17 protein-coding genes and 1 pseudogene are annotated in these 22766 nt (G+C 66.8%); 13 read left to right on the forward strand and 5 right to left on the reverse strand.

Annotation, left to right across the window (positions count from 1 at the left end):
- On the reverse strand, positions 1–1119 hold the full coding sequence (locus HH308_RS20255) for a thiamine pyrophosphate-dependent dehydrogenase E1 component subunit alpha (protein ID WP_170196058.1): 1119 nt from the start codon (positions 1117–1119) through the stop codon (positions 1–3).
- 160 nt (positions 1120–1279) lie between these two features.
- Here HH308_RS20255 and HH308_RS20260 point away from each other — a divergent pair, with 160 nt between their 5' ends.
- From HH308_RS20260 to HH308_RS20305, 10 genes are all read left to right on the forward strand, one after another.
- A complete protein-coding gene (locus HH308_RS20260) occupies positions 1280–1759 on the forward strand; it encodes an Lrp/AsnC family transcriptional regulator (RefSeq protein ID WP_170196059.1) in 480 nt (159 codons plus the stop codon).
- A 66-nt stretch (positions 1760–1825) separates the two neighbouring features.
- Positions 1826–2497 carry a GntR family transcriptional regulator gene (locus tag HH308_RS20265; RefSeq protein WP_170196060.1) on the forward strand — a complete coding sequence of 224 codons (672 nt, stop codon included), beginning with the start codon at positions 1826–1828 and terminating at the stop codon, positions 2495–2497.
- 146 nt (positions 2498–2643) lie between these two features.
- On the forward strand, positions 2644–4209 hold the full coding sequence (locus tag HH308_RS20270; protein ID WP_170196061.1) for an FAD-dependent monooxygenase: 1566 nt from the start codon (positions 2644–2646) through the stop codon (positions 4207–4209).
- A gap of 19 nt (positions 4210–4228) precedes the next feature.
- Positions 4229–5917, forward strand: coding sequence for a dihydroxy-acid dehydratase (locus HH308_RS20275; protein ID WP_170196062.1), 1689 nt, complete (start codon positions 4229–4231; stop codon positions 5915–5917).
- Positions 5914–6786, forward strand: coding sequence for an NAD(P)-dependent oxidoreductase (locus HH308_RS20280; RefSeq protein ID WP_170196063.1), 873 nt, complete (start codon positions 5914–5916; stop codon positions 6784–6786). The genes HH308_RS20275 and HH308_RS20280 overlap by 4 nt, the downstream gene beginning before the upstream one ends.
- Positions 6783–7592 (forward strand): hydroxypyruvate isomerase family protein, encoded by an 810-nt coding sequence (locus tag HH308_RS20285; RefSeq protein ID WP_170196064.1) that lies wholly within the window; start codon positions 6783–6785, stop codon positions 7590–7592. Before HH308_RS20280 ends, HH308_RS20285 begins: the two co-directional genes overlap by 4 nt.
- On the forward strand, positions 7589–8497 hold the full coding sequence (locus HH308_RS20290; protein ID WP_170196065.1) for a fumarylacetoacetate hydrolase family protein: 909 nt from the start codon (positions 7589–7591) through the stop codon (positions 8495–8497). Before HH308_RS20285 ends, HH308_RS20290 begins: the two co-directional genes overlap by 4 nt.
- On the forward strand, positions 8494–9870 hold the full coding sequence (locus tag HH308_RS20295; protein ID WP_170196066.1) for an FAD-binding oxidoreductase: 1377 nt from the start codon (positions 8494–8496) through the stop codon (positions 9868–9870). The genes HH308_RS20290 and HH308_RS20295 overlap by 4 nt, the downstream gene beginning before the upstream one ends.
- On the forward strand, positions 9860–11527 hold the full coding sequence (locus HH308_RS20300; protein WP_170196067.1) for an FAD-dependent oxidoreductase: 1668 nt from the start codon (positions 9860–9862) through the stop codon (positions 11525–11527). The genes HH308_RS20295 and HH308_RS20300 overlap by 11 nt, the downstream gene beginning before the upstream one ends.
- Positions 11528–11589: 62 nt before the next feature.
- A complete protein-coding gene (locus HH308_RS20305; RefSeq protein ID WP_170196068.1) occupies positions 11590–12042 on the forward strand; it encodes a hypothetical protein in 453 nt (150 codons plus the stop codon).
- An 823-nt stretch (positions 12043–12865) separates the two neighbouring features.
- Here HH308_RS20305 and HH308_RS20310 read toward each other — a convergent pair.
- Positions 12866–14396, reverse strand: a pseudogene (locus tag HH308_RS20310) (long-chain-fatty-acid--CoA ligase).
- 25 nt (positions 14397–14421) lie between these two features.
- Positions 14422–15777, reverse strand: coding sequence for an ArgE/DapE family deacylase (locus HH308_RS20315; protein WP_170196069.1), 1356 nt, complete (start codon positions 15775–15777; stop codon positions 14422–14424).
- Between the two features lie 359 nt (positions 15778–16136).
- On the opposite strand from HH308_RS20315, the gene HH308_RS20320 reads away from it, so the two are divergent.
- From HH308_RS20320 to HH308_RS30505, 3 genes are all read left to right on the forward strand, one after another.
- Entirely contained in the window at positions 16137–16634 is a 498-nt protein-coding gene (locus tag HH308_RS20320; RefSeq protein WP_170196070.1) for a flavin reductase family protein, read from the forward strand.
- Entirely contained in the window at positions 16627–17058 is a 432-nt protein-coding gene (locus HH308_RS20325; protein WP_170196071.1) for a hypothetical protein, read from the forward strand. The genes HH308_RS20320 and HH308_RS20325 overlap by 8 nt, the downstream gene beginning before the upstream one ends.
- A 66-nt stretch (positions 17059–17124) precedes the next feature.
- The gene (locus tag HH308_RS30505) at positions 17125–19431 is read left to right on the forward strand and encodes an ATP-binding protein (protein ID WP_170196072.1); all 2307 of its coding nucleotides are present in this window, start codon (positions 17125–17127) and stop codon (positions 19429–19431) included.
- 682 nt (positions 19432–20113) lie between these two features.
- Here the strand turns inward: HH308_RS30505 and HH308_RS20335 are convergent.
- Positions 20114–21565 carry an amidase gene (locus HH308_RS20335; RefSeq protein WP_170196073.1) on the reverse strand — a complete coding sequence of 484 codons (1452 nt, stop codon included), beginning with the start codon at positions 21563–21565 and terminating at the stop codon, positions 20114–20116.
- Positions 21562–22731: an LLM class flavin-dependent oxidoreductase gene (locus HH308_RS20340; RefSeq protein WP_170196074.1), complete on the reverse strand. Its 1170-nt coding sequence runs from the start codon at positions 22729–22731 to the stop codon at positions 21562–21564. Before HH308_RS20340 ends, HH308_RS20335 begins: the two co-directional genes overlap by 4 nt.
- Positions 22732–22766 lie beyond the last annotated feature (35 nt).

Below are 22766 nucleotides of genomic sequence, written 5' to 3' on the forward strand. Positions count from 1 at the left end.
TCAGTTCTCCTCGGCGTCGGCGCGCAGCTCGGCCTCGACCAGAGCTTGCTGTTCCCGCAGTTGTGTTGTGGGATTTGCGAATACATACCGGAACAGGTCCAGCGGATCGCTCGGCCGATCGACGTTCATGCCGGCCCGCAAGTCGGCGGCGCGCTGCTCGCCTTCCTCGTGCAGGGCATCGAGGAACGCATCGTCGACGGCTCCGACCTCGCGCAGGTACTTCTCCAGCCGATCGAGTGGATCTTTGGCGGTCCATTCCTGGACTTCGGCGTCGTCGCGGTATCGCGTGGCGTCGTCGGCGTTGGTGTGGGCTTCGAGCCGGTAGGTGTGCGCTTCGACGATGACCGGGCCGTTACCCTCCCGGACGAATTCGGCGGCCGCGTCCATGACGGCGAGCATGGCCACCGGATCGTTGCCGTCGACCTGCTCGGATCCGATGCCGTATCCGACGCCCTTGTGCGCGAGGCTCGGTGCGACGCTCTGCCGCGAGAACGGAACGCTGATCGCGAATCCGTTGTTCTGCACCAGGAAAACCACGGGTGCTCGGAAGACCGCGGCGAAATTGAGGGCTTCGTGGAAGTCGCCCTCGCTGGTGGCGCCGTCGCCGCAGAACGCGAGGGCGATGGCGTCCGAACCGCGCCGGTGTTCGCCGTATGCGGCGCCGGTGGCGTGCAGCAACTGCGTGGCCAGCGGCGTGCTCTGGGGAGCCGTGCGATGAGCCGTCGGGTCGTATCCGCAATGCCAGTCACCGGCGAGCATGGCGAGAATCTCCACCGGCTCGATGCCGCGGGCAGCCAGCGCCATCGAGTCCCGGTAGGTCGGGAACATCCAGTCCCGGGGGCGCAGGCTCATCGCCGCCGAGATCTGGCACGCCTCTTGACCGTGCGATGACGGGTACACCGCGAGGCGGCCCTGCTTGGTCAGCGCGGTGGCCTGCAGATCGAAACGCCGGCCGAGGTACATCCCGCGAAACATCTCGACGAGCCGGTCGTCGCTGGGGTGGGCGTAGCGTGCTTCGCTCGCCGTGGGAACGCCGTCCGGGGTCAGGTACTGCACAGGTGAGTCGGCTGGCAGAAACTTCCGGTACGACGCCGTGTCGGGTGCTGTCACAGTGGACACCGTCGCCTCCTGAGTAGTGAAAGTATGGTATTCCCAGTGTGTGACCGGGGCGACAAAGAGAAAACAGCGAGCGATGATGTCAAGACAAAATGATCTCAACCCAAGGAACGTGCGGTGATATGTCCACTGTCGATCCGGCTGGCGAGGGCTGGGCAGACAGATGGCAGCTGACGGAACGGCGGAGTCGCGCTACGTCCTCGACGACGTCGATCGGCGGATACTCGACGAGCTGACCAGAGACGCGCGAATATCGGTGCGGGCACTGGCCGAACGGACCCACATCTCCCGCGCGCACGCCTATGTGCGCATCGATCGGCTCCTCGCCGAGGGAATCATCCGGGGTTTCACCGCGCGCATCGACCATGAGAAGGCGGGGCTGACGACGTCGGCGTTGGTTGCGATGTCGATCAGGCAGGACTCGTGGCGTGGCATCGCCGAGGCTCTGCGCGAACTCCCGTTCGTCGATCACTTCGCGCTGCTCGGTGGGGCGTTCGACGTCCTGGTGACGGTGCGCGTGCCGGACAACCGAACGCTCCGACATCTTGTTCTCGAACGGCTGCAGGGCATCGACGGTGTGCGCTCGACGACGACCTGGATGGTGTTCGAAGAGGAGCACGGCCAAGGGGCGCAATGGGTCTGACCGGTGTGCCGACGAACGTCGACGCCGACGTGGCAGCGCGGCTGCGCGCAATGTATACGTTGACCGATGGACTCGCGTAACAGTCGAACCGCCGGCCGCCCGGGTATACAGAACAACGCCGAGGTGGCCTATCGGCGTCTGCGCGAGAAGCTCGTCGCCGGCGACTATGAGGCGGGGCAACGCCTCACCGAGCTGGGTTTGTGCGACGACCTCGGAATGAGCCGAACCCCGGTGCGCGAGGCGCTGCGCAGGTTGCAGAGCGACGGTCTGGTCGCGGCGACCGGGCGGGGGGTGGTGGTCAACTCACTCTCGGCCGACGACATTCGCTACGCACTGGAGCTGCACGGAGCGTTGGACATGCTCGCCGCGCGGTTGAGCGCACAGGCTCAGCACGACGGTCGTCTCGCCCCCGCACAACTGGCGGAACTTCAGACGGCCGCCGAGCAGGTCGCGGTCAGCGCCGAGCGCGGGGACCCGGCTGCGGTCTGGGCGGCCAACCTGGAATTCCACCGCTGCCTCACCCGGCTCTCGGGAAATCCGCTGCTTGAAGAGGCGAGTGACCGGATCTGGGACCGGTTCGCGATCGTCAGCAAATCCAACATCTCCCATCGTGGTGACCTGACGCCCCGGGCGCATTCCGGAATCGTCGAAGCGATCGTCGCCGGCGACGTCGTCGCCGCGGAGCGTGCGGCAGCGGAGCACGTCCGTGAGGCAGCCGCTCGGTACGCGACGGAGTAGTCCGGACACCGAGATCTATTGCCTCTTGCCAACTCGTCGTCCGCAACGCATACTTTGTATACATTGCATGCGAGTGACGCGGCACACATAGTGGTCGGCACTCACGTCGTCGCTCAGATCCCGCACTCGAAGTCACCAGGAGCACCATGGAGCACACCGAATTGTTGGTCGTCGGCGGTGGGCCGGTCGGGCTCAGCGCGGCGCTGTGGGCGGCGAAGTACGGACTGAAGTGCGTGCTCGTCGAGCGACACGAGAACCCCTACCACCATCCCAAGGCCCGCGGGGTACGGACCCGTGCGATGGAACTGTTCGGTCTGCTCGGCGTCGGTGAGGAGCTGCGCGCGCTGGCCCCGGCCGACCCGGAATACGGATTCGTCTACTGCGAGACTCTGGCCGGCGCAGAATACGGGCGCACTCCCGCGGGCGGCGCGAGCTTCGATCAGAGCCCGACGAGTGACACGCGGATCGCCCAAGATCAGCTCGAAACCGTTCTGCGCCGGACCGTCGCCGAACGCGGCGGCGTCGTTACGCGATATGGCACAGCGGTCGAGGACATCGAGCAGGACGACTCGGGTGTGAGCGTCACCGTCGTCGACACGTCGACCGGCGCGCGGAACGTGATCACGGCCGATTACGTCATCGCTGCCGACGGCGCGAACAGCGCCACCCGAAAGGCGCTGGGCATCGACTGCGACGGTGTCGACATCGGCTTCTGGCAGAGCGTCTACTGGCATGGCGATCTCGCCGGCGCGATCGACGGACGTGCGGCGATTCAATACCTCACCGCCGATCCGGAGGGCGGATTCGTGACGGTGGCACCCGTCGACGGTCATTCCCGCTGGGTCACCTTCCGGATGCGTGGCCGCGATGGACACCATCCCGGGCAGTTGACGCCCGAGGAGTCCCGAGCGCTCATCGCCCGGGCGGTCGGTCGTGATGTGAACCCTGAAATCATCAGTACCGCAACATATCTCGTGTCGGCGACGGTCGCTCGGCAGTATCGCAGCGGCCGCGTCTTCCTCGCCGGCGACGCGGCCCACACGTTCCCGCCGACCGGGGGATTCGGCCTGAACACCGGCGTCGGGGATGTCCACAACCTCCTGTGGAAGATCGCTCTGACAGCGTCGGGCGCGGCGAGTGATGCGCTGCTCGACACCTACGAGGCCGAACGTCGCCCCATTGCCCAATCGAACGCGTCGTGGAGTGCGGACAACGCCGCGCGGTTCGACGCGGTGTGGGAGAACATCGCCTCCGGCGAATCGCCCGGCGATCCGATCACCCGGCAGAAGGCCCACCTGCTGGCAATCCAACGCGACCTCGGATTCCGCTACGGTGTCGCCGACGATTACCGCGAGTTGGATCTGACCGCGAAGGTCGGGCGGCGGGCGCCGTACCTGCGGGTCACGAGCTATGGCGAACCGACGTCGAGCCTGCACCTCTTCGACGGACGAATCACCTTGTTGCACAGACGCGACGGCGGCGCCTGGACCGACGCCGCGCGACTGCTCAACGAACGCCTCAAATTCCCGATAGAGGTAGTCGAGGTCGGGGCCCGCGAATTCGAGGTCGATGAGCAGGCCTTTGCCGATTCGTACTCGCTGGCGAATGAGTCGGCGCTCCTCATCCGACCCGACGGTCACATCGCATGGCGCAGCGACGACCAGGCAGGCGTCGAACTCAACGACGCGGTCGCGGCACTCCTCGTGCTGTAGCGAGCAATCGAAGGAAATCATGTCTCAAGAAGGAATCGTCCGCAGCGGTGGTGAACTGTTCGCCGACCGCGGCCCGGACGGCCTCATCACCCGCGGATTTCTGCGCGGCGCCGGGAGATCATCCGCCGCCGTCGGCGCCGCACCGGTCATCGGCATCGCCAACACCTGGAGCGAACTCAACCCGTGCAACGGTGGACTGCGCGAACTCGCCGAACAGGTTAAGCGCGGCGTCATCGCCGCGGGCGGGCTGCCGCTGGAGTTCCCGACCATATCGCTCGCCGAGGCCTTTGTGCGGCCGTCGAGCATGTATCTGCGCAACCTGCTGGCCATGGACACCGAGGAGATGATCGTCGGCAGTCCGATCGACGGCGTGGTCTTGCTCGGCGGATGCGACAAGACCATCCCCGCACAGCTCATGGGCGCGCTGAGCGCGGGCAAACCCGCACTCGCATTGGCGGCCGGGCCGCGTCCGCTGTCCCGCTGGCGTGGCGAGGAGATGGCCGTGGAACAACTGTGGCCGCTCATCGACGAGCGCCGCGCCGGACGGCTCTCCGACGACGACTGGTCGGCCCTGGAAGCATGCCTCAGCTGCGGCGTCGGAACCTGCAATGTGATGGGCACCGCGACGACGATGGCCGTCGTCGCAGAAGTCCTCGGCATGGCGCTGCCGGGCACCGCGCTGCTGCCGGCCTCGTCGGCGGCCCGCGCCGCAGCCGCGGAGGAGACCGGTAGGGCAATCGTCGAGCGCGCCCGCGCCGGTCTCGTCCCCGCCGACGTCGTGACCGAGAGCGCGCTCCACAACGCGTTCCGGGCGATCTGTGCGGTCGGCGGCTCCACGAACGCCGTGCTCCACCTCACCGCGATGGCCGGTCGGCTCGGACTCTCGCTTCCCGCCGAGCGGCTGCAAAACCTCAGTGACACAACGCCATTGGTCGCCGACGTGAAACCGTCCGGCACCAGATTCCTGCACGATTTCCAGTCCGACGGCGCCGTCCCCGCACTTATGGGCGCACTGGCCGGCCTCGCCGACCTCGATCAGCTCAGCGGCGCGGACCGGCCGTGGCGAGATGACGTCGTCGCCCGACCCGACACCGCTCGATGCCTGCGCTCACCCGACGACCCCGCCGGCCCGGCGTCGTCGCTGACGATGCTGCGCGGCTCTCTGGCCCCGTCCGGGGCGCTCCTCAAACGCTCCGCCGCGTCGAAACATCTTCTGGCGCACCGCGGCCCGGCCGTCGTGTTCGACGGTGTCGAGGACCTGCATCGCCGGATCGACGACCCGACGCTGGGAATCGGCGAGAGCTCGGTCCTGGTGCTGCGGGGCGTCGGTCCCGTCGGCGGACCGGGGATGCCGGAGGTGGGGCATCTGCCGATTCCGACTGCGTTGCTCAACCGTGGAGTCACCGACATGGTCCGGGTCTCGGATGCGCGGATGAGCGGAACGGCAACCGGCACAGTCGTTCTGCATGTCGCCCCGGAGTCGGCGGTCGGCGGGCCGCTCGGCGTGGTCCGCGACGGCGATCTGATCGAGCTCGACGTTGCCGCCAACCGGATCGACCTGTTGGTTGATGCTCGCGAGCTGCATTCTCGTACAACAACTTTCACCGCGAAGGCAGCGGCGCGCGGATACGAGCGGCTGTATCTGGCGCACGTCGGGCAGGCCGATACCGGCTGCGACTTCGACTTCTTGAGAGGAGTACCGCAATGACCGCAACCGTGGGCTTCGTCGGTACCGGAGCGATGGGGACGGCGATGGTCGAGCGCCTCATCGATCAGGGCTACGACGTCGTCGTGCACAACCGAACTCGCGATCACGCTCAACGGGTCCTCGACGCCGGCGCGCACTGGTCCGCGACGCCTGCCGGTGTCGCCGAAGCGGAAATCGTATTGACTTGTCTCCGTGACACTTCCGCGGTTCGGACGACCTACCTCGGGCCGGTCGGTCTGCTCCGGAGCGGTCGTCCCGGCCAGATCTTCGTCGAACACGGGACCTTCGCGCCTGCGGCAGCAGCGGAGATCGCCGCGCAGGCGCAGCGCGGCGGAGCGCATTTCCTTGCGGCGCCGGTCAGCGGCGGCGTCGAGGGCGCCCGATCGGGATCCCTCGCGATCATGGTGGGCGGCAGCCGGGAGGGTTACAACACCGCGCGAAACATATTGGCGGCGTTGTCGAGTGAACCGACACTAGTCGGCGGGCCGACGGCCGGATTGGGACTCAAGTTGGTGAACCAGCTACTCACGAGCGCACACATGGCGGTCGCCGCCGAGGCCGCCGCACTGGTCGAAGACCTCGACATCGAGCTCGACCTAGCGAGCGGAATCCTTCGCCGCAGCTGGGGATCCAGCGCGATGATGGAGCGAACCTTCGGGCTGCTCGACGCCGGACGGACCGAAGACACCGGCGCCACCGTTCGGGGCATGCGTGAAGTCCTCGACCTCGTCGCGGACCTGGTGCGGGACAAGGGAATCGATGCCGCCGTCTTCGACGCCGGCCGATCCAGGTTCGCCGCCGCCGACGCCGACGGGCTCGGCGCGGCCGATCCGGCCGCGCTCGTCCGACTCGCCCGGGCAGTTCGGTGAGCCCGACCATCGGCGGCGTGCGGGTCGGCAACGCCGCCGCCAATCTCTCCATCCTCTACCCGGACCGTCCGATCGGCGAGCGGATATCTGCTGCTGCCGCAGCCGGATTCGAGTTCGTCGAAATGTGGTGGCCGTTCGACAATCCCGTCGCGACGACGCGACAGATCAATGACCTCGTCGGGCATCTCCGCAGGGCGGGAGTCACGCTGACCGCTATCAACCTCGACGCGGGCGACGTCGCCGCCGGTGATCGCGGACTGCTCTCCATCCCCGCTCGTCAAGACCGAGTTCGCCGCAATCTCAACTCGGTCATCGAGATCGTCGACCGCACCGGGTGCGCGGTCGTCAACGCCCTCTACGGCAATCGGATCACCGGACTCGACGCAACGATTCAGGACGAGACCGCCCGCCGCAACCTGATTCTCGTCGCGGACTCGCTCGCCGACGTCGGGGCGAGCGTCGTGGTCGAGACTCTCAACAATGTTGACAGCCCCGACTTCCCATTCGTCGATATCGCGCGCACGGCGGAATTCGTGACTGAGGCAGCGTCGCTCACCCGACACGGGAACATACGTCTGCTGATCGATGTCTATCACCTCGCGGTGATGGGAATAGGCCCGATCGCCGCGATCAATTCCTATTCCGACTTACTCGGACATGTTCAATTCGCCGACCATCCGGGCCGCGGAATGCCCGGTACCGGGCAGATCGATTTCTCCGCGATCATCGCAACTCTCGACGCTGTCGGCTACCGCGGTCACATCGGCTTCGAATACCACCCCGACTATCGAAAAGAGTCACTATGAAAATCGTCAGCTTCGGACCGAAACGGTCCGAACGGCCCGGCGTCTACGTTCCGGGCAAGGGCGTCGCGCCGCTGGACACCCTGCTCCGATCCGCGGGTCTCGTCGCCCTGGACACCAACGCCGTCCTCGCCCTACTCGACCAACTCGTTCCAATCATCGAGGCAGGCCTGCAAGCTCCCGACGTCGACTGGATCAACCCGGCGACCACACGGCTCGGACCACCGGTTCCCTTCCCGGAGAAGATCATTGTGGCGGGCGGCAACTATCAGTCGCACGTCGATGAGGCCGCGGGTATGAAGAACGCGCCGTCGCCGTCGGAGCCGATCATCATCTTCAAACCATCGAATACCGTGATCGGCCCGACCGATGATCTCGTCGTACCGCGCCAGACCGAGCAGTTCGACTACGAGACCGAGATCGGTGTGGTCATCGGCCGGGGCGGTCGCTACATATCGGTCGACGACGCCTACGATCACGTCGCCGGATATGTCATCGCCAATGATGTGACCGCCCGCGATCTCGCATTCAAAGACGTCCATCTCAATGCGATGTTCGCCCAGATGACCCGCGCAAAGGGAATTCCGACCGGTGCGCCACTCGGACCGTGGTTGGTGACCAAAGACGAGATCCCCGATCCGCATGATCTGACTCTGCGATGCTGGGTCAACGGTGAACTCCGACAGGAGGGAAACAGCGACGAAATGATCGTCGACATTCCGCATCTGATCGAAGATTTCAGCAAAGTCATCGAACTATCGCCCGGCGACGTCATCATGACGGGAACCACGACCGGCTGCGGTGCCTTCCAGAGTCCGCCCGTCTACCTGCGTGGCGGAGACGTCGTTCGAATGGAGATCAGCGGACTCGGCGTCATGGAGACGCCGGTGGTGGAGGAACTCCGATGACCATGAGTGACTCCACGCGAGCATCGGTCGACGACCTCGTCGGAGCCGTCGCGGGGGCGGACATCCGGTGGACCCCCGACGACGATGGCCGGATCGCCAACACCGAAGTCGTCGACGCCGCGGCGGGCACGGTGACCTGCGCCGACACGAGCAACTGGCCGCGGATCGTCGGCGGCCTGTACGAACGCGGGGTTCGGTTGGCAGTACGTGGCGGCGGTTGGTCGCCGGGTGGCCGGTCAACACGGGCAGGCGCCGTCGTGCTGTCGACGTCGGCGAACCGCGACACGACCATCACGGATACCGGCGATCTGCGGGTAGAGGCGGGAACGCTGACCGGCGCCGCCAGCGCTCGCTTGGACGCCGCATCGCGGGCGATGACGCTGCCGGTGCCCAGCGAGCCCGGACTGATCGGAGCGAGCCTCGCCGGAGGCGTCGGATTCACCTTCCGCCGAGACGGATTCATCTGCGACGCACTGCAATCGATCACCATGGTGACCGCTGCCGGCGATGTGATCGACGCCGACGACACCACCCACCCCGAACTCATGCGGGCGGTGCGCGGCGCTGGGTACGCGCCCGGTCTCATCACCTCGGCCGTCTTCACCACCCGGCCGTTGTCCGCGATCCGTGTGCAGCAGCAGATCATCGACATCGACCACGCCGTGGACGCACTGATGTTCTACGACGCCTGGACGCGCGACCTGAGCGCCGACGTCACCTCGGTCGTGATGATCCGGCATGCTCCGCCGGTGCCGGGGATCGACACCGCCGCGGTCGGCCGTCCGGCGCTAGTACTGACGACGGTCCACTCCGGCGACCTGAGTGCCGCCGACGCCGACCTCGTGCCGCTCGACTCGTTGGCCGGAGTGCTGTTCGCCCGACGTTTCGACACCACGCTGCACCAACTGCGCGCCGTCACCGACGCCGGCTTCACGCGGCAGCGGTTCGGTATTCGCACCGCGTCGGGATGGTCGGCGGGACTCTCCGCCGCCGACGTCGAAGCCGTTGTCGCGTTGAGTGATTCGATCCCGACGTCGGACACGGTGATCGAGGTGGCCGCGCTCGGCGGCGCGATTGCCGGCCCCGCGCGGCCCAGTTGCGCGGCCGGTCGCGACCAGCGCCACCTGCTCAACGTGATGACGATCTGGAACGAGAACACCGACCGCGAGCGTGCGCTGGAGTTCCTCGCCACCTCTCGTGAGGTCATTCGACGGATCCGGGTCGGCACCGACGTCGCCGCCAGTTTCGCCGACGTCGAGGACCTGTCGACGATGAAGCCCGATGAGCAGACCTTCGACATTTTCCGCCAGTTCGACCCCGATCACCTCTTCACCTCAGCCCTGACAGTCAAGGAGAACGTCCATGTCCGTTGAATCGACCCACGAAGTAGTCATCGTCGGAGCGGGACCGGTGGGCTTGAGTGCCGCTCTGCTGCTTGCCAGGCAGGGAGTCGACGTCGAAGTGCTCGAGCGCCGCACCACGCCGTCGGATCAACCGCGTGCCCACGTCATCAACGCCCGGACGATGGAACTCTTCGACCAGTGGGGCATTGCGGATCGCATCCGCGAGGCGGCCCTGCCCGCCGAGTTGGCCACCGCGTTCGTGTGGGCCGACGCGATCAACGGGACCGAGTACGCGACGCTCGACTACCTCGATGAGCAAAGCGCGGAACAGAATTCACCGCAGAGACTGTGTTCCTGCGCGCAAGACTTGATCGAACGGGAACTTCTCGCGGCGGTCGGCGCCGAGGCGACGGCGACTGTCACCTTCGGATCTGAGGTCACCGGCTACACGGCGAGCGAAGACGGCGCGGTGCTGACCGTCGTCCGCGGCGGGGCGAGCCGCGAGATCGCCGCGAGATACGTCATCGGGGCCGACGGTGCTCGCAGCACGATGCGGGAGCTCGGTGCGATCGACGTCGAACGCTCCCTGCCACTCGGGCGTCGGGCCAATATCTACTTCCACGCCGACCTGCGGGAGCAGACCAGGCAGCGGCCGTACATTCTGTGGACCATCATGTCGTCGTCGACGCAGGGGATCTTCATCGCACTCGACGGTGGAACCCGCTGGGTGTACAGCGTCGAACTGGCCCCCGACGAGACTGTCGACGACTATTCGTCGGAACGCATCCTGACGCACCTGCGCGACGCCACCGGGGTAGCGGATCTGGATCCCGATGTTCGGTCGGTTCTGCAGTGGAATATCGACATGGCCATCGCGGACCGGTTCGCGGCGGCGCCGCTGTTCCTGGTCGGCGATGCTGCTCACCAGTTTCCGCCGATGGGTGGCTTCGGCATGAACAGCGGTATCCAGGACGCGCACAATCTCGCGTGGAAACTTGCCGCGGTGTTGCGCGGGCAGGCGGGTGCGCGGCTGCTCGACACCTACGAAAGCGAGCGTCGCCCGGTCGCGGTTTACAACGCGGATCAGTGCATGGCGAACGCCGCGGCGCAGCAGGAAGCCGCCAAGCTGATGTCGGATCCGCAGGTCCTCGCGATGATGGCCGCCGAGTCGGGCGGCGAGATGCGTGCCCAGTTCGCGGCGGGAGTGGACTTACAGAAGCCCGAATTCCATTCGCAGGGACAGCAATTCGGATACGTCTACCGAAGCGAGGCCATTGTGCCCGACGGTGCCGAGGTACCGGAGTCGACGATCGCGATCTACCGCCCCACTGCGGCGCCCGGCGCGCGGCTGCCACATCTGCGGCTGCGTCGCCTCGACGGATCCACTCCGTCGACGGTCGAACTCGCCGGCGGCACATGGTCACTGCTCGTGGCGAGTCAAGGCGGCAAATGGGTCGACGCGGCGGGTCTACTCGGTGAGTCGGGCCCGACGATCGCGACGCACGTCGTCGGGTCCGTCGAACTCGCGGAGGCGGTTGCGGGCTCGTTCACCGACGTCTACGGGCTGACCGACACCGGCGCGGTGCTCGTTCGTCCGGACGGGCATGTCGCCGCACGGTGGCCCGCCTTCGTCGACGATCCCGAGCGGGCGCTGAGTGACGCCGCGGCGGCGATATTGCAGCGGTAGCCGTACCGACGGATGAATGACACCCCTTGGCCTACTCGGGCGAGGGGTGGCACGCTCGACACATGCCGTCGCCAATCCTGTTTCGCCGCACGCTGATCGTAGCGGCTTTGCTCGCCTCAGCCGCGCTGCCGACCGCGGCTACCGCGTCGGCCCAGCCGGGCGACTCCTACTTCTTCACGACACCGTCGGGCCAATGGCATTGCGGGATAGTCGTTTCCGACGGTCCGGCGTGGGCCGGCTGTCGGGGACCGGTCCCGGCGTCGGCTCCGAATGTCCAAGGTGGTGGTGTTGCGTCCATACACCCCAACGGCGTAGCCGTGACGTCAGGACAGCACGCGGTACTTCGGTTCTACAGCGACGTCAGCGTCGATCCGCCCGGCGCGCACGTCCTGCCCTACGGCCGCACGGTGTCCGCGGCCGGAATCGACTGTCGAGTAGACCCGACGTCGGGTGTGACCTGCAGAGTTGGTGACCACGGCTTCACGATCTCGGCAGCGTCGTACCAGCTGCGGTAGCCCACAGGGCTCCCCGAGTGCCGAAGCGAGGAACGAGCTTCGCAACCTCCCGCTCCCCGAGTGCCGAAGCGAGGAACGAGCTTCGGTGTAACGAGGGGCTGGTGAGACGACGTACCCAGGCCGTTACGGAACATCGTGGGGGAGCGAGCTTTTCGGTTCCGTCCCTGACGTCGGCTTACGACATCTCGTTACACCGACGCTCGCTGCGCTCGCGTCGGCACTCGATGAGCGGAGGGGCCGGGCTTCGACCGTAGCTTCGGTCATCCACGCCCAGCCCCCCGAACGTCGCAACCCCTCCGGTCCCCGAGTGCCGAAGCGAGGAACGAGCTTCGGTGTAACGAGGGGTTTGGTGAGATGACGTACCCAGGCCATTGCGGAACATCGTGCGAGAGCGAGCTTTTCGGTTCTGTCTCTGACGTCGGCTTGCGGCATCTCGTTACACCGCGGCTCGCTGCGCTCGCGTCGGCACTCGATGAGCGGGGGTCGGGCTTCGGCTGTAGCTTCGGTCATCCACGCCCAGCCCCCCGAGTGGCGCAACCCCTCCGCTCCCCCGAGTGCCGAAGCGAGGAACGAGCTTCGGTGTAACGAGGGGTTTGGTGAGACGACGTACCCAGGCCGCTATGGAACATCTTGCGAGAGCGAGCTTTTCGGTTCTGTCTCTCACGTCGGCTCGCCGCATCTCGATACACCGACGCTCGCTGCGCTCGCGTCGGCACTCGATGAGCGGGAGGTGGCGTCGTTTTGGTATCCGCTGCGCTCGCGTCGGCACTCGACGAGCGGGGCGCCGACTTACTAGCAGCCCTGATCGTTCGAACGTCTCCCCTCATACCAACGCGGCGGCCCGCAACTCCCGCTTGAGGATCTTGCCTGCCCCCGACATCGGCAGTGCCGCAACGAATTCGAAGGTTCGCGGCACCTTGTACGGAGCGATCATCGCCCGACAATGCGCGTCGAGTAGTTCGGTGAAGTCAGCCGGAACGTCGCCAGCGGCGACAACCACCGCGTGCACGCGCTCACCCCATGTCTCGTCGGGCAGCCCGACGACGGCCACCGACGCGACGCCGGGGTGGGCGGCCAGCGCATTCTCCACCTCGACGGAGTACACGTTCTCCCCACCGGTGATGATCATGTCCTTGAGCCGATCGACGACGTACACGTAGCCGTCGGAGTCCATCGACCCGAGATCGCCGGTGTGCATCCACCCGCGCCGCACAGCGTCGGCCGTCGCGTCTGAGCGATTCCAGTAGCCCGCCATCACATGGTCGCCGCGGGCCACGATCTCGCCGACGTCACCGCGCGGCACCTCGTCTCCGTCGGCGTCGACGATCCGTACCTCGGCGTGCGGCGCCGCCCGGCCGGCGGACCGACTGCGGATCGGATCATCGTGGTCGGCCGGCGTGAGGATGGTTGTGATCGGGGAGAGCTCGGTCATCCCGTACAGCTGCGCGAACTGAGCCGACGGAAACAGTGAACGTGCTTGGGCCAGAAGGGTTGACGAGATTGGCGACGCGCCATATTGCGAAGTGCGCCATCGACGACAGATCGGCGTCGACGCCAGACGCGTACTCGACGAGCATCGCGATCATCGTCGGGACGAGCAACGCGTCGGTGACACTGTGCGAGACTATCGCGTCGACGACGCCGGCCGGCGTGAACGACGGAATCATCACATGCATTGCGCCGGTGAGGTTTGCGGTAGCCCACATCGCGATGTCGGCCATGTGGAACATCGGTGCGGCGTGCAACAGAATCCCGCCGTGCGACGCCACCGCGCCGCTGGCCAGTGCGCCGGTCCCCGACGTGACCAGGTTGGTATGGGTGATCATCACGCCCTTCGGGCGTCCCGTGGTGCCGCCGGTATAGAAGAGCCCGAATAGGGAAGAACCGCCAGTTCGACTGTCCGGCACAGCATTCGACGCAGTAAGCATCTCCTCGTAGTCGATGACGCCCGGCGGTGCCTCGACGTCGCCGCTGTAGACCACCGCGCGCAGGTCGGGGCAGTCCGCGAGCAAATGGGGCACCATCGACACGAAAGCGTCGTCGACGAACAGTACGACGCTGCCAGAGTCGTTGAGCGAGAACGTGATTTCGTTGACGCTCCACCGCGTGTTGACCGGATTGACGACCGCCCCGATCCACGCGCAACCGAACAGATACTCGTGATACCGGTCGGAATTGAGACCCAGATAGGCGATCCGGTCGCCGGCCCGGATTCCGGCGTCGATCAGCGCGCCGCCGAGCCGTGCGATGCGGTCGACGGACTCGGCGTAGGTGCGGACGCGATCACCGCAGATCGTCGCGATGCGGTCGGGGTGCGCCTGGACGGCACGATGCAGAGACTGAGTGAGGTACATGAGGATTCTCCAAAGGTGTTGACGGTCAGGCGATTCCGCACCAGTCGGCGGCGAGGAGAGCAAACGACTTCGCGGCGGTGACGACCTCGTCGATGGCGCAGAACTCGTCGTCTGCGTGCGCGACCCGAAGATCGCCAGGCCCATAGCTGATAGCCGGGATGCCGCTGTTGGTGAAGAACGAGCAGTCTTCGACGGCGCAGAATCCGGCGACTGTCGGCGGACCCGCGTACGGAGTCTGTCCCGCGGCGGCGGTGTGCGCCTTCGACATCGCCGCGGTGATCGGATCGGCGGCCAGCCCGGGATCGTTGGCCGGCCACGCCAGCTTCCACTCGACGACGGGGCGGTGCTCGCGCAGCCAGCTGTCGGCGTCGGCGATCAACCCGATGTGCCTCTCGATCTCGGCCTGCACATCCTCCGGCCGTTCCTGCGGCGGATACCAGACGCAGTACTCGATGGTCGTGTACTCCGACAGCATGAACGGCACCAAGACGCCGTGCGGTCCGCCGGTAATCACCCCGGGATGGATGCTGAAGTGGCCGGGCGCGAACAGCGGGTGACGCTTGGAGAACGCCCACTCCTCTTCGAGACGTCGCAGTCCCTCATAGACGAGCATGCCCTTGTCGATGGCGTTCACCCCGACCGTGGCGCCCCCGCCGCCGGCGCGAATGGTCTGGCCGCGCATCGACGAATGTGTCGTCTTACCGGTCACGGTCACCGAGAACCAAAGCAGGCCGGGCGACACCGGAATCACGCCCAGCGTCGTCGGACCGCTCGGTTCGGCGACGACAGCGGCGTCGGCACGGTAGCCGCGGTCGATCGCCGACGTCACGCCGCACTCGTGGTCCATCACCTCCTCGCCGACGACGGCCTGGATGATCAGATCGCCGCCGAGCCGAATTCCCGCGCGCTGCAACGCCTTCACGGCGAACGCCTGGGCTACCAGTCCCGCCTTCATGTCGCTGGCGCCGCGTCCCCAGACGCGGTCGTCGTCGATTCGCCCGGAGAACGCCCCGCCGGTCAGCCAGCGCGCCTCGTTGCCCGGCGGTACCACGTCGACGTGTCCGTTGAAGATCAGCGACCGGCCGCCACCCGAACCGGCGATTGTCCCGACCGCGTTGGTGCGCTTGCTTTCGACCGCCCAACGATCGAGTTCCGCGCCGGCGTCGACATAGATCTCACCGAGGATGTCGCTGACTCGACCTTCGTGCCCGACGACGGCGTCGTAGGTCTGCCCCGGATACTTCGGGTTCACGCTGGGTACCGAGATCAGCTCCGACAAGGTCTGGATCATGTCGGTCTGCAGTGCATCGACGGCGCCGATGATGACGGCTGCGTCGACATCGGACACGGCTGGCGGATTGGGGGCGGACTGAATCGTCATGGCGGCTCCTCACAGTCGACGACTCTGCTCAGCGTCGTCGGACATGATCGCGAGCACATCCGTCAAAGAGCGGAGATGTTGACGGATTCGCCACTACGCCATTTTCGTGTGCGTGTCGGCTTACTGAAACCAGCGGAAGGGACCGCTCGCTCACTGAAACCAGCGGAAAGGACCGCTCGCTTACTGAAACCAGCGGAAGGGACAGCTCGCTTACTGAAACCAGCGGAAGGGACCGCTCGCTCAACCGAGGTACCTACGCCTGCCCGGCGTTCAAAGATCCGTATGTGTACCGATGCGGTGTACCTCGGGAGTCTGCGAGATTTCAATGACCAACCCATACCGAGTCCAGGAGGCCCGAGATGCAGCAACTTCACCGGCCGTTCGATCAACGATCACTGCGATCGTTCTACGGTCAGATGCCCAGCAGCGTGCTTGCGCTGGGAGCGCTCGTCGACGGTGCGCCGGTCGGCATGGCGGTCAGCTCGTTCACCAACGTGTCACTGGAACCGCCACTGGTCGTCGTATCCATCCGCCGCGACTCGGCCACCTGGCCGCAGCTGGCGTCGGCCGACGTCATCGGCGCCTCGATGCTCGCCGAACCGCAGCGCGACCACGGCAAGGCGCTGTCCGCGGGCGACGCCGACCGTCGCTTCGACGACGTCTCGCACACGGTCACCGAGTCCGGAGCCGTCGTCGTCGACGGCGCGGCCGCCTGGTTCGAGGCGATCCCCGGCGAGCCGATCGATGCGGGCGACCACTATCTGATCCTGCTCGAACTACGCAGTATCAGCGACCACGCCGACGTCGCGCCGCTGGTGTTCCACCGGAGCCGGTTCGCCGGGGTGCGTCATGACTGAGCTGTTCCCGGCGGTGACCGTCACCCTTGCCGACTACGACGCAACCTTCGTCCCGACCTTCCCGCGCACATCGGTCCGCCCGGTAGCTCTCGACGCCGACAATCTCTCCGACGCCCAGCGGCACAGCCTGCGGCTGCGGGTCGACGCCGATCACGGCCGTCCCCTCCCGCTGCTGCGCATCGACGTCGCGCCGGATGCCGATTTCGGCACCGACGCCATCCCGTTCGCTCAGCCCGCGCGTCGGGTCGCCGGACTGATCGCCGACGCCGCGCGCATCGGAATCGCTTTCGGCGCAGTGATTGTCGGGGCCGAGGCGGGCTTCGACGCCGACGTCGCCGAGCACCTGCGGGAATCGGGCTTTCGCGTCCAGCACGACGTTCCCGGCTGGTCTCTCGACGCTTGCCTTTTGGCCGCGACCAGTTGATGTGCCGCAACGGCTCTCGCGTCGTGACACGATGGTTTGCGCGGGCCGTCTGACACGGTCGGCCGAGTGGGTCAGCGGAAGGAGACCGCGATAGCCGCGCAGCCACGACACAATCTCACCGCCGAGGTCACCAGCCTCGTCGGCCGCATCGACGATCAAGCACAGGTGCGCGCCCGACTCGGCCAGGCGCGGCTGGTCACGCTGCTCGGTCCGGGCGGCGTCGGTAAGAGCCGGCTCGCGCGGGCCGTCGGCATGCGACTGGCGCGGGCATTCGACGACGGCGTGTGGCTCGTCGATCTGGCCTCGGTGCCCGCTCCCGAATTCGTCGCCCGCGCGATCGCCGACGCCGTGCCCGAGCCCGGCGGCGCGCTGTCGTTGGTCGAACAACTCGCCGGCCGTCGTGCGCTGCTCATCCTCGACAACTGTGATCACCTGCATGAGGCCGTCGGCGACGTCGCCGCGGACCTGCTTGCCGGTTGTCCGTCGATCGTGCTGCTCGCGACCTCGCGCGTACCGCTCGACATCAGCGCCGAACACATCTACAGCGTCGAGCCGCTACCCGTCGTCGCTGACGTCGACGCCGTGCCCGACGCCGTTGTATTGTTCCGTAATCGGGCCCTGGCGGCCAGCGGATGGGACTGCTCCGACGTCCCGGTCGCCGAAATCGCCGCTCTCTGTGCGCATCTGGACGGTCTGCCACTCGCCATCGAACTCGCGGCGCTGCACACGAGGACACTGACGATCGCGGAAATCGAAGCGCGCCTTGACCATCCGTTCGATCTGCTGCGCGACGGGCCGCGTGATCTTCACCCGCGTCATCGCAGTCTGTGGACGCTGCTGGAATGGACCTGGCTGGCCTGCTCGCCCGACGAACGGTCGTTGTGGACGCAACTGTCGGTGTTCGCGGGCCCGGCGACGGCCGCCACGATCCGTTCGGTATGCGCACTCGGCTCCTCGCGCAGCGTGGACGACGCGCTCAATGGCCTTGTCGCACAGTCAGTTCTGAGTCGACGCCGCGCCGGATCGGCGCCGCGCTTCGCGATGCTGGTCAGTTTCCGCGAGTTCGGTCGGGTCAAGCTCGACGCCGAGGGAGCGTCGCTGCCCGGCGGACCCACCTACGAGGCCGTGCGCGCGGCTCACCTCGACCACTATCTGCGGCTCGCCGTCGACTCCGAAGCTCGCTGGTTCGGGCCGACGCAGGTACCGGCGAGTCAGGCCGTCGCGGCCGAGATCGCTGATCTGCGTGCGGCTTTCGAATACGCGCTCGACGCCGACGTGACCGTCGGGTCGGCCGAGCGGATGTTCGCGACGCTGTGGTTTCGCTGGCTCGGCTGCGGGCGCCTGAGCGAGGGACTGCAATGGGCGGCGCTGCTCACGCGGCGGTCCGTCGTAGACGATCCCGCCGCGCTCTGGACCCTCGGCTGGCTTAATTTGATCACCGGCGACCTCGACCGAGCTGAACTGTACCTGCGCGCGTGCGTGGAACGCGCCGAGATCGTCGACGCCGGGCGGGCCGGCGGGTTCGGTCAGGCGCTGCTGGGTGCGGTCGCGATCTTCCGGGGCGAGTTCGACGCCGGGCAGGAACAGTATCGTGACGCGATCGCCGGCGCGCGCGTGCGCGGCGACGACCTCTCTGAAGCGATGTTCCTCTACCAGCTCGCAGAGGCACATTGTCTGAGTCGCGACCTCGACATCACGCTTGAGCTGTGCGCTCAAGGGCTTGTGCTGTGTGAACGCAACGGAGACCGTTGGTGCGCTTCATATCTGCAGTGGGTACAGGGGTTGGCCGCGTATCAGGCGGGCGATGATGATCATGCGCGAGAATTGATCGCCGTCGCGGTCGGCCCGATGCGTGAGCTCGGCGATCATCTCGGGCTGGCACTGGTCAACGAACTCGGCGCATGGATCGCGGCGCGAACGGGGATGCCGCGGGAGGCGATGACCGTCCTGGGTGCGACGGCCAAGTACTGGACGATCAGCGGCAGCATGATGATGGGCGTCGGCGAACTGCGCGGCCTGCGCGCCGGTGCGGAGCGGGAGATCGCGCGACAGTTGTCGGCGTCGGACATCAGCGCGGCGAGCGGGGCCGGCGGCCAGCTGAGCCTGGAACGCGTCTCGGAGCGAGTGCCGCTGCAGCCGGGGGAGCCGACATCGTCTCCCGCGGCGAAGGGTATCCCGGGCATCGACTTGACGCGGCGCGAAGAAGAGATAGCGGCACTGGTGGCAGAGGGCCTGACGAACCGCGAGATAGCCGAGCGCCTGGTCATAGGGAAGCGAACCGTAGACACCCATGTGGCGCACATTCTGGCGAAGTGGGGCCTGCGTCGGCGATCGGAAATCGTTGCGTTGATCGCAGGGCGAGCGGAGAAGTAGTCTGCGGCAGCAGTTTTCGGCTCGTACCCATCCGCTCGCCGAGTGCCCGACCGCACTGTCGTGACGCACCCCACCGCTCCCCGAGTGCCGACGCCAGCTTGGTGCGAGTTAATCCCGCTCCCCGAGTGCGGCAACCCCGCAGTCTTCGCGACGCACCCCACCCGCTCCCCGAGTGAGGCAACCCCGCCGTTGCAGCGACGCACCCCACCCGCTCCCCGAGTGTGGCAACCCCGCAGTCTTGGTGACGCACGCCACCCGCTCCCCGAGTGAGGCAACCCCGCCGTTGCAGCGACGCACCCCACCGTTCCCCGAGTGTGGCAACCCCTGCAGTTGCAGCGACGCACCCCACCCGCTCCCCGAGTGCCGAAGCGAGGAACGAGCTTCGGTGTAACGAGGGGTTTGGTGAGTCGAAGTACCCAGGCCGGTGCGAAAGGTGTCGGGAGTGTTCGTCGTTGGCTGTGGTCGTCTTGCGAGTTCGGCTTGCGGCATCTCTACTTCGTTACAACCGCTCGTTCCTCGCGGTCACTCAGCACGGCGGCTACACCGACGGCTCGCTGCGCTCGCTTCAGCACTCGATGAGCGGAGGGTCGCGTCCTACGCCTACCGGTTTTCCCAATAAGAGCAGCACACAAAGAACCGGCGCGATCGTCGTTGCGCCGGGTCTTCGACCACGCCTACCGACTCATACTCCAGCGGTCTCCCGCACGCTCACGTGTAGAGCGGGCCGGCGTTCCGACCACGGGTGCGCCTGCTCCCACTGCGCCGCGAGCGCCAGCAGCACATCTTCGCCGAACTGGTCCGCGCCGAACTGCAGTCCGATCGGCAGCCCGTCCGACGACAGACCGACCGGCACGCTCATCGCCGGTGCACCGGTCACGTTGTACAGCGCGCAGGTCGGGTGGGGCGCGATCACCTTGTGCACCCACTCCGACGCCGACAGTGACTCGTCGTCGGAGTTGAAATGCCCCAGGCCGACCGGGGGATGCAGTGACGTCGGCGTCACCAAGACGTCGTAGTCGGCCATGAACGCCGCGACCGTCCTCGACACCTTGTTGTTGATGGCGACGGCCTGTGCGAGGTCCATCGGCGTCATCGACGCCCCGGCCAGCGCGACCGCGACGGTCGTCGCTTCGAAATGCTCGCGATCGACCTCGATGCCCAATGCCGCGGCCAGCGGCAGCACATCGGCCGCGGTGCCCGCGCAGAAGGTCGTGGTCATCGCAACCATGAACTCTTCCCAGTCGTACATCGGTGCGACGATTTCGATGTGATGTCCCAACCCCGACAACGCGTCGGCGGTGAACCGCAACGCTGCGGCGACATCGGCGTGCAGTCCCTGCCCGGACCAGTCGTCGAGGCAGACCGCGATGCGCAGTGGCCGGTCGGGGCCGGCCAGTGCGTCGACGTACGGCCGCGCCGGCGTCGGAGCCGCATACCGTTCGCCGGGCATCGGACCGTGCACGGCGTCGAGTAGCGCAGCGGCGTCGCGCACCGAGCGGGTGATCGCGAACTCGACGACGTTGCCGTAGAAGGCTTCTGCGAAGTCGGGGCCGAACGGCACCCGACCGCGGCTCGGCTTGAGACCGAATGTTCCGGTGTGGCAGGCGGGAATCCGGATGGATCCGGCGCCGTCGTTTGCGTGGGCGATCGGTACGGCGCCCGCGGCGACCAGTGCGGCCGAGCCGCCGCTCGACCCGCCCGGGCTCTTCGTCGGATCCCATGGGTTGAGCGTCGGCCCGCCCAGCAGCGGCTCGGTGGTCGCGTTGAGCGCGAATTCCGGGATCTTCACCGATCCGTAGGTCGCCAACCCCGCACGTCGGAACCGAGCCATCAACTCGGAGTCGTGATCCTTGGTGATGCCCGCGGCGAGCGCGCGGCTGCCCAGATACTGCGGGACGCCTGCGGCGTTGCAGGCGAGATCCTTGAGGACGAACGGCACACCGGCGAACGGTCCGTCGGGCGCGGCGTCGAGCGGTTCGTCGAACGGTCCGGCCGCGAACGGGTCGAGCCGCTGCGCCGCGATGCCGAGGGCCGTGCGGGCGGCGTCGTCGACCTCGGCCCGACTTACCTGCCCGGACCGGATCAGCTCGGCGAGCCCGGTCGCGTCTTGAGCGGCGTATTCCTCGACGTTCACGACGCCTTCTCTTCCTTGGCGTCGTCCTTGAGGTAGCTGGGGCGCTGACGGGGATCGCCGGGGAGCATGCCGACCGGTCCGCTGCGCACCACGCCGGCCGGGTTGGTGAAATACGGGAAGACGTAGCGGCCGAGGTTCTCGATGGTCTCCATCCGCTCGTTGTGCGTGCCGCCCTCGATACGCAGCACCATTTCGTCGGCGCCGATGTCCTGGGTGCGCTGGATCTGCTCGATGCAGTAGTCGGGATCGCCGACGAGGATGGTCGGGCCGCAGTTGCGCAGCCACTCGGCGTCGTCGACGTGCTTGCGGAGTTGCCCGATTCGGGAGAATTCGCCGTACTGTTCCGGCGACCGCTCGGCGAGCTGCACGTAGACGTCGTTGATGATCATTCCGGCGAAACGCAGCAGGTCTTCCTGGGCGAGTTCGAGGGCCTTGTCATTGGTCGACGCGCAACGCACCGACATCACGCTGCTAGCCGCGGACTTCACCGCGTACCGGCCGACGGGCCGCACTTCGGATTCGTCGACGTCGAGGTAGGCGGCGATGTTGGCTTCGAGGACCTCCCAGCCCAGGTAGGCGTCGGAGGTGATCATGCCCAGGCCGTTGCGTCGGGCGTCGGCCGACGATTCGGCGCTCTGCACGATCTTGTACAGCGGCGGGTGCGGTGCCTGCAACGACTTGGGGCTGAGCCGGCGCTCGGGGATCTGGCCCCACCATTTGCCGTCGTGGCTGAAGGTGTCGTCGGAGAGGGCACGGACGATCAAGTCGAGTGCTTCTTCAGACCGTTCACGGGTGTCTTCGAGCGAGACGCCGAACGCGTCGAGCTGCAGCAGAGTGTTTCCGCGCGCGGTGGTCAGTTCGACGCGGCCGTCCGACAGCAGGTCGACGGTGGCGAGTTGCTCGGCGACCAGGATCGGGTGGATGACCGAGGTCAGTCGGCTCATGTGGCGCAGCCGAAGATTGTTGGTACGCATCGCGACCGCGGTGAAGAGGCATTCCGGCGAGGGCGTGACGCAGAGATCGTTGAAGAAGTGGTGCTCGGAGGTGCCCCATCCGTAGAAGCCCATCTCCTCGGCGAAGACGGCCTCTTCGATCATGTCCTTGTACCGGCGGTGCTGGGTGGTGCCGGGGTTGGTGGCTGCCTCGCTCATCAGGATGAATCGCATTGTGGGTCCTTCGCTTGAGGTGTGATCGGGCTGCA

Source organism: Gordonia asplenii (genome assembly GCF_012933505.1).
Taxonomy (GTDB): Bacteria; Actinomycetota; Actinomycetes; order Mycobacteriales; family Mycobacteriaceae; genus Gordonia; species Gordonia asplenii.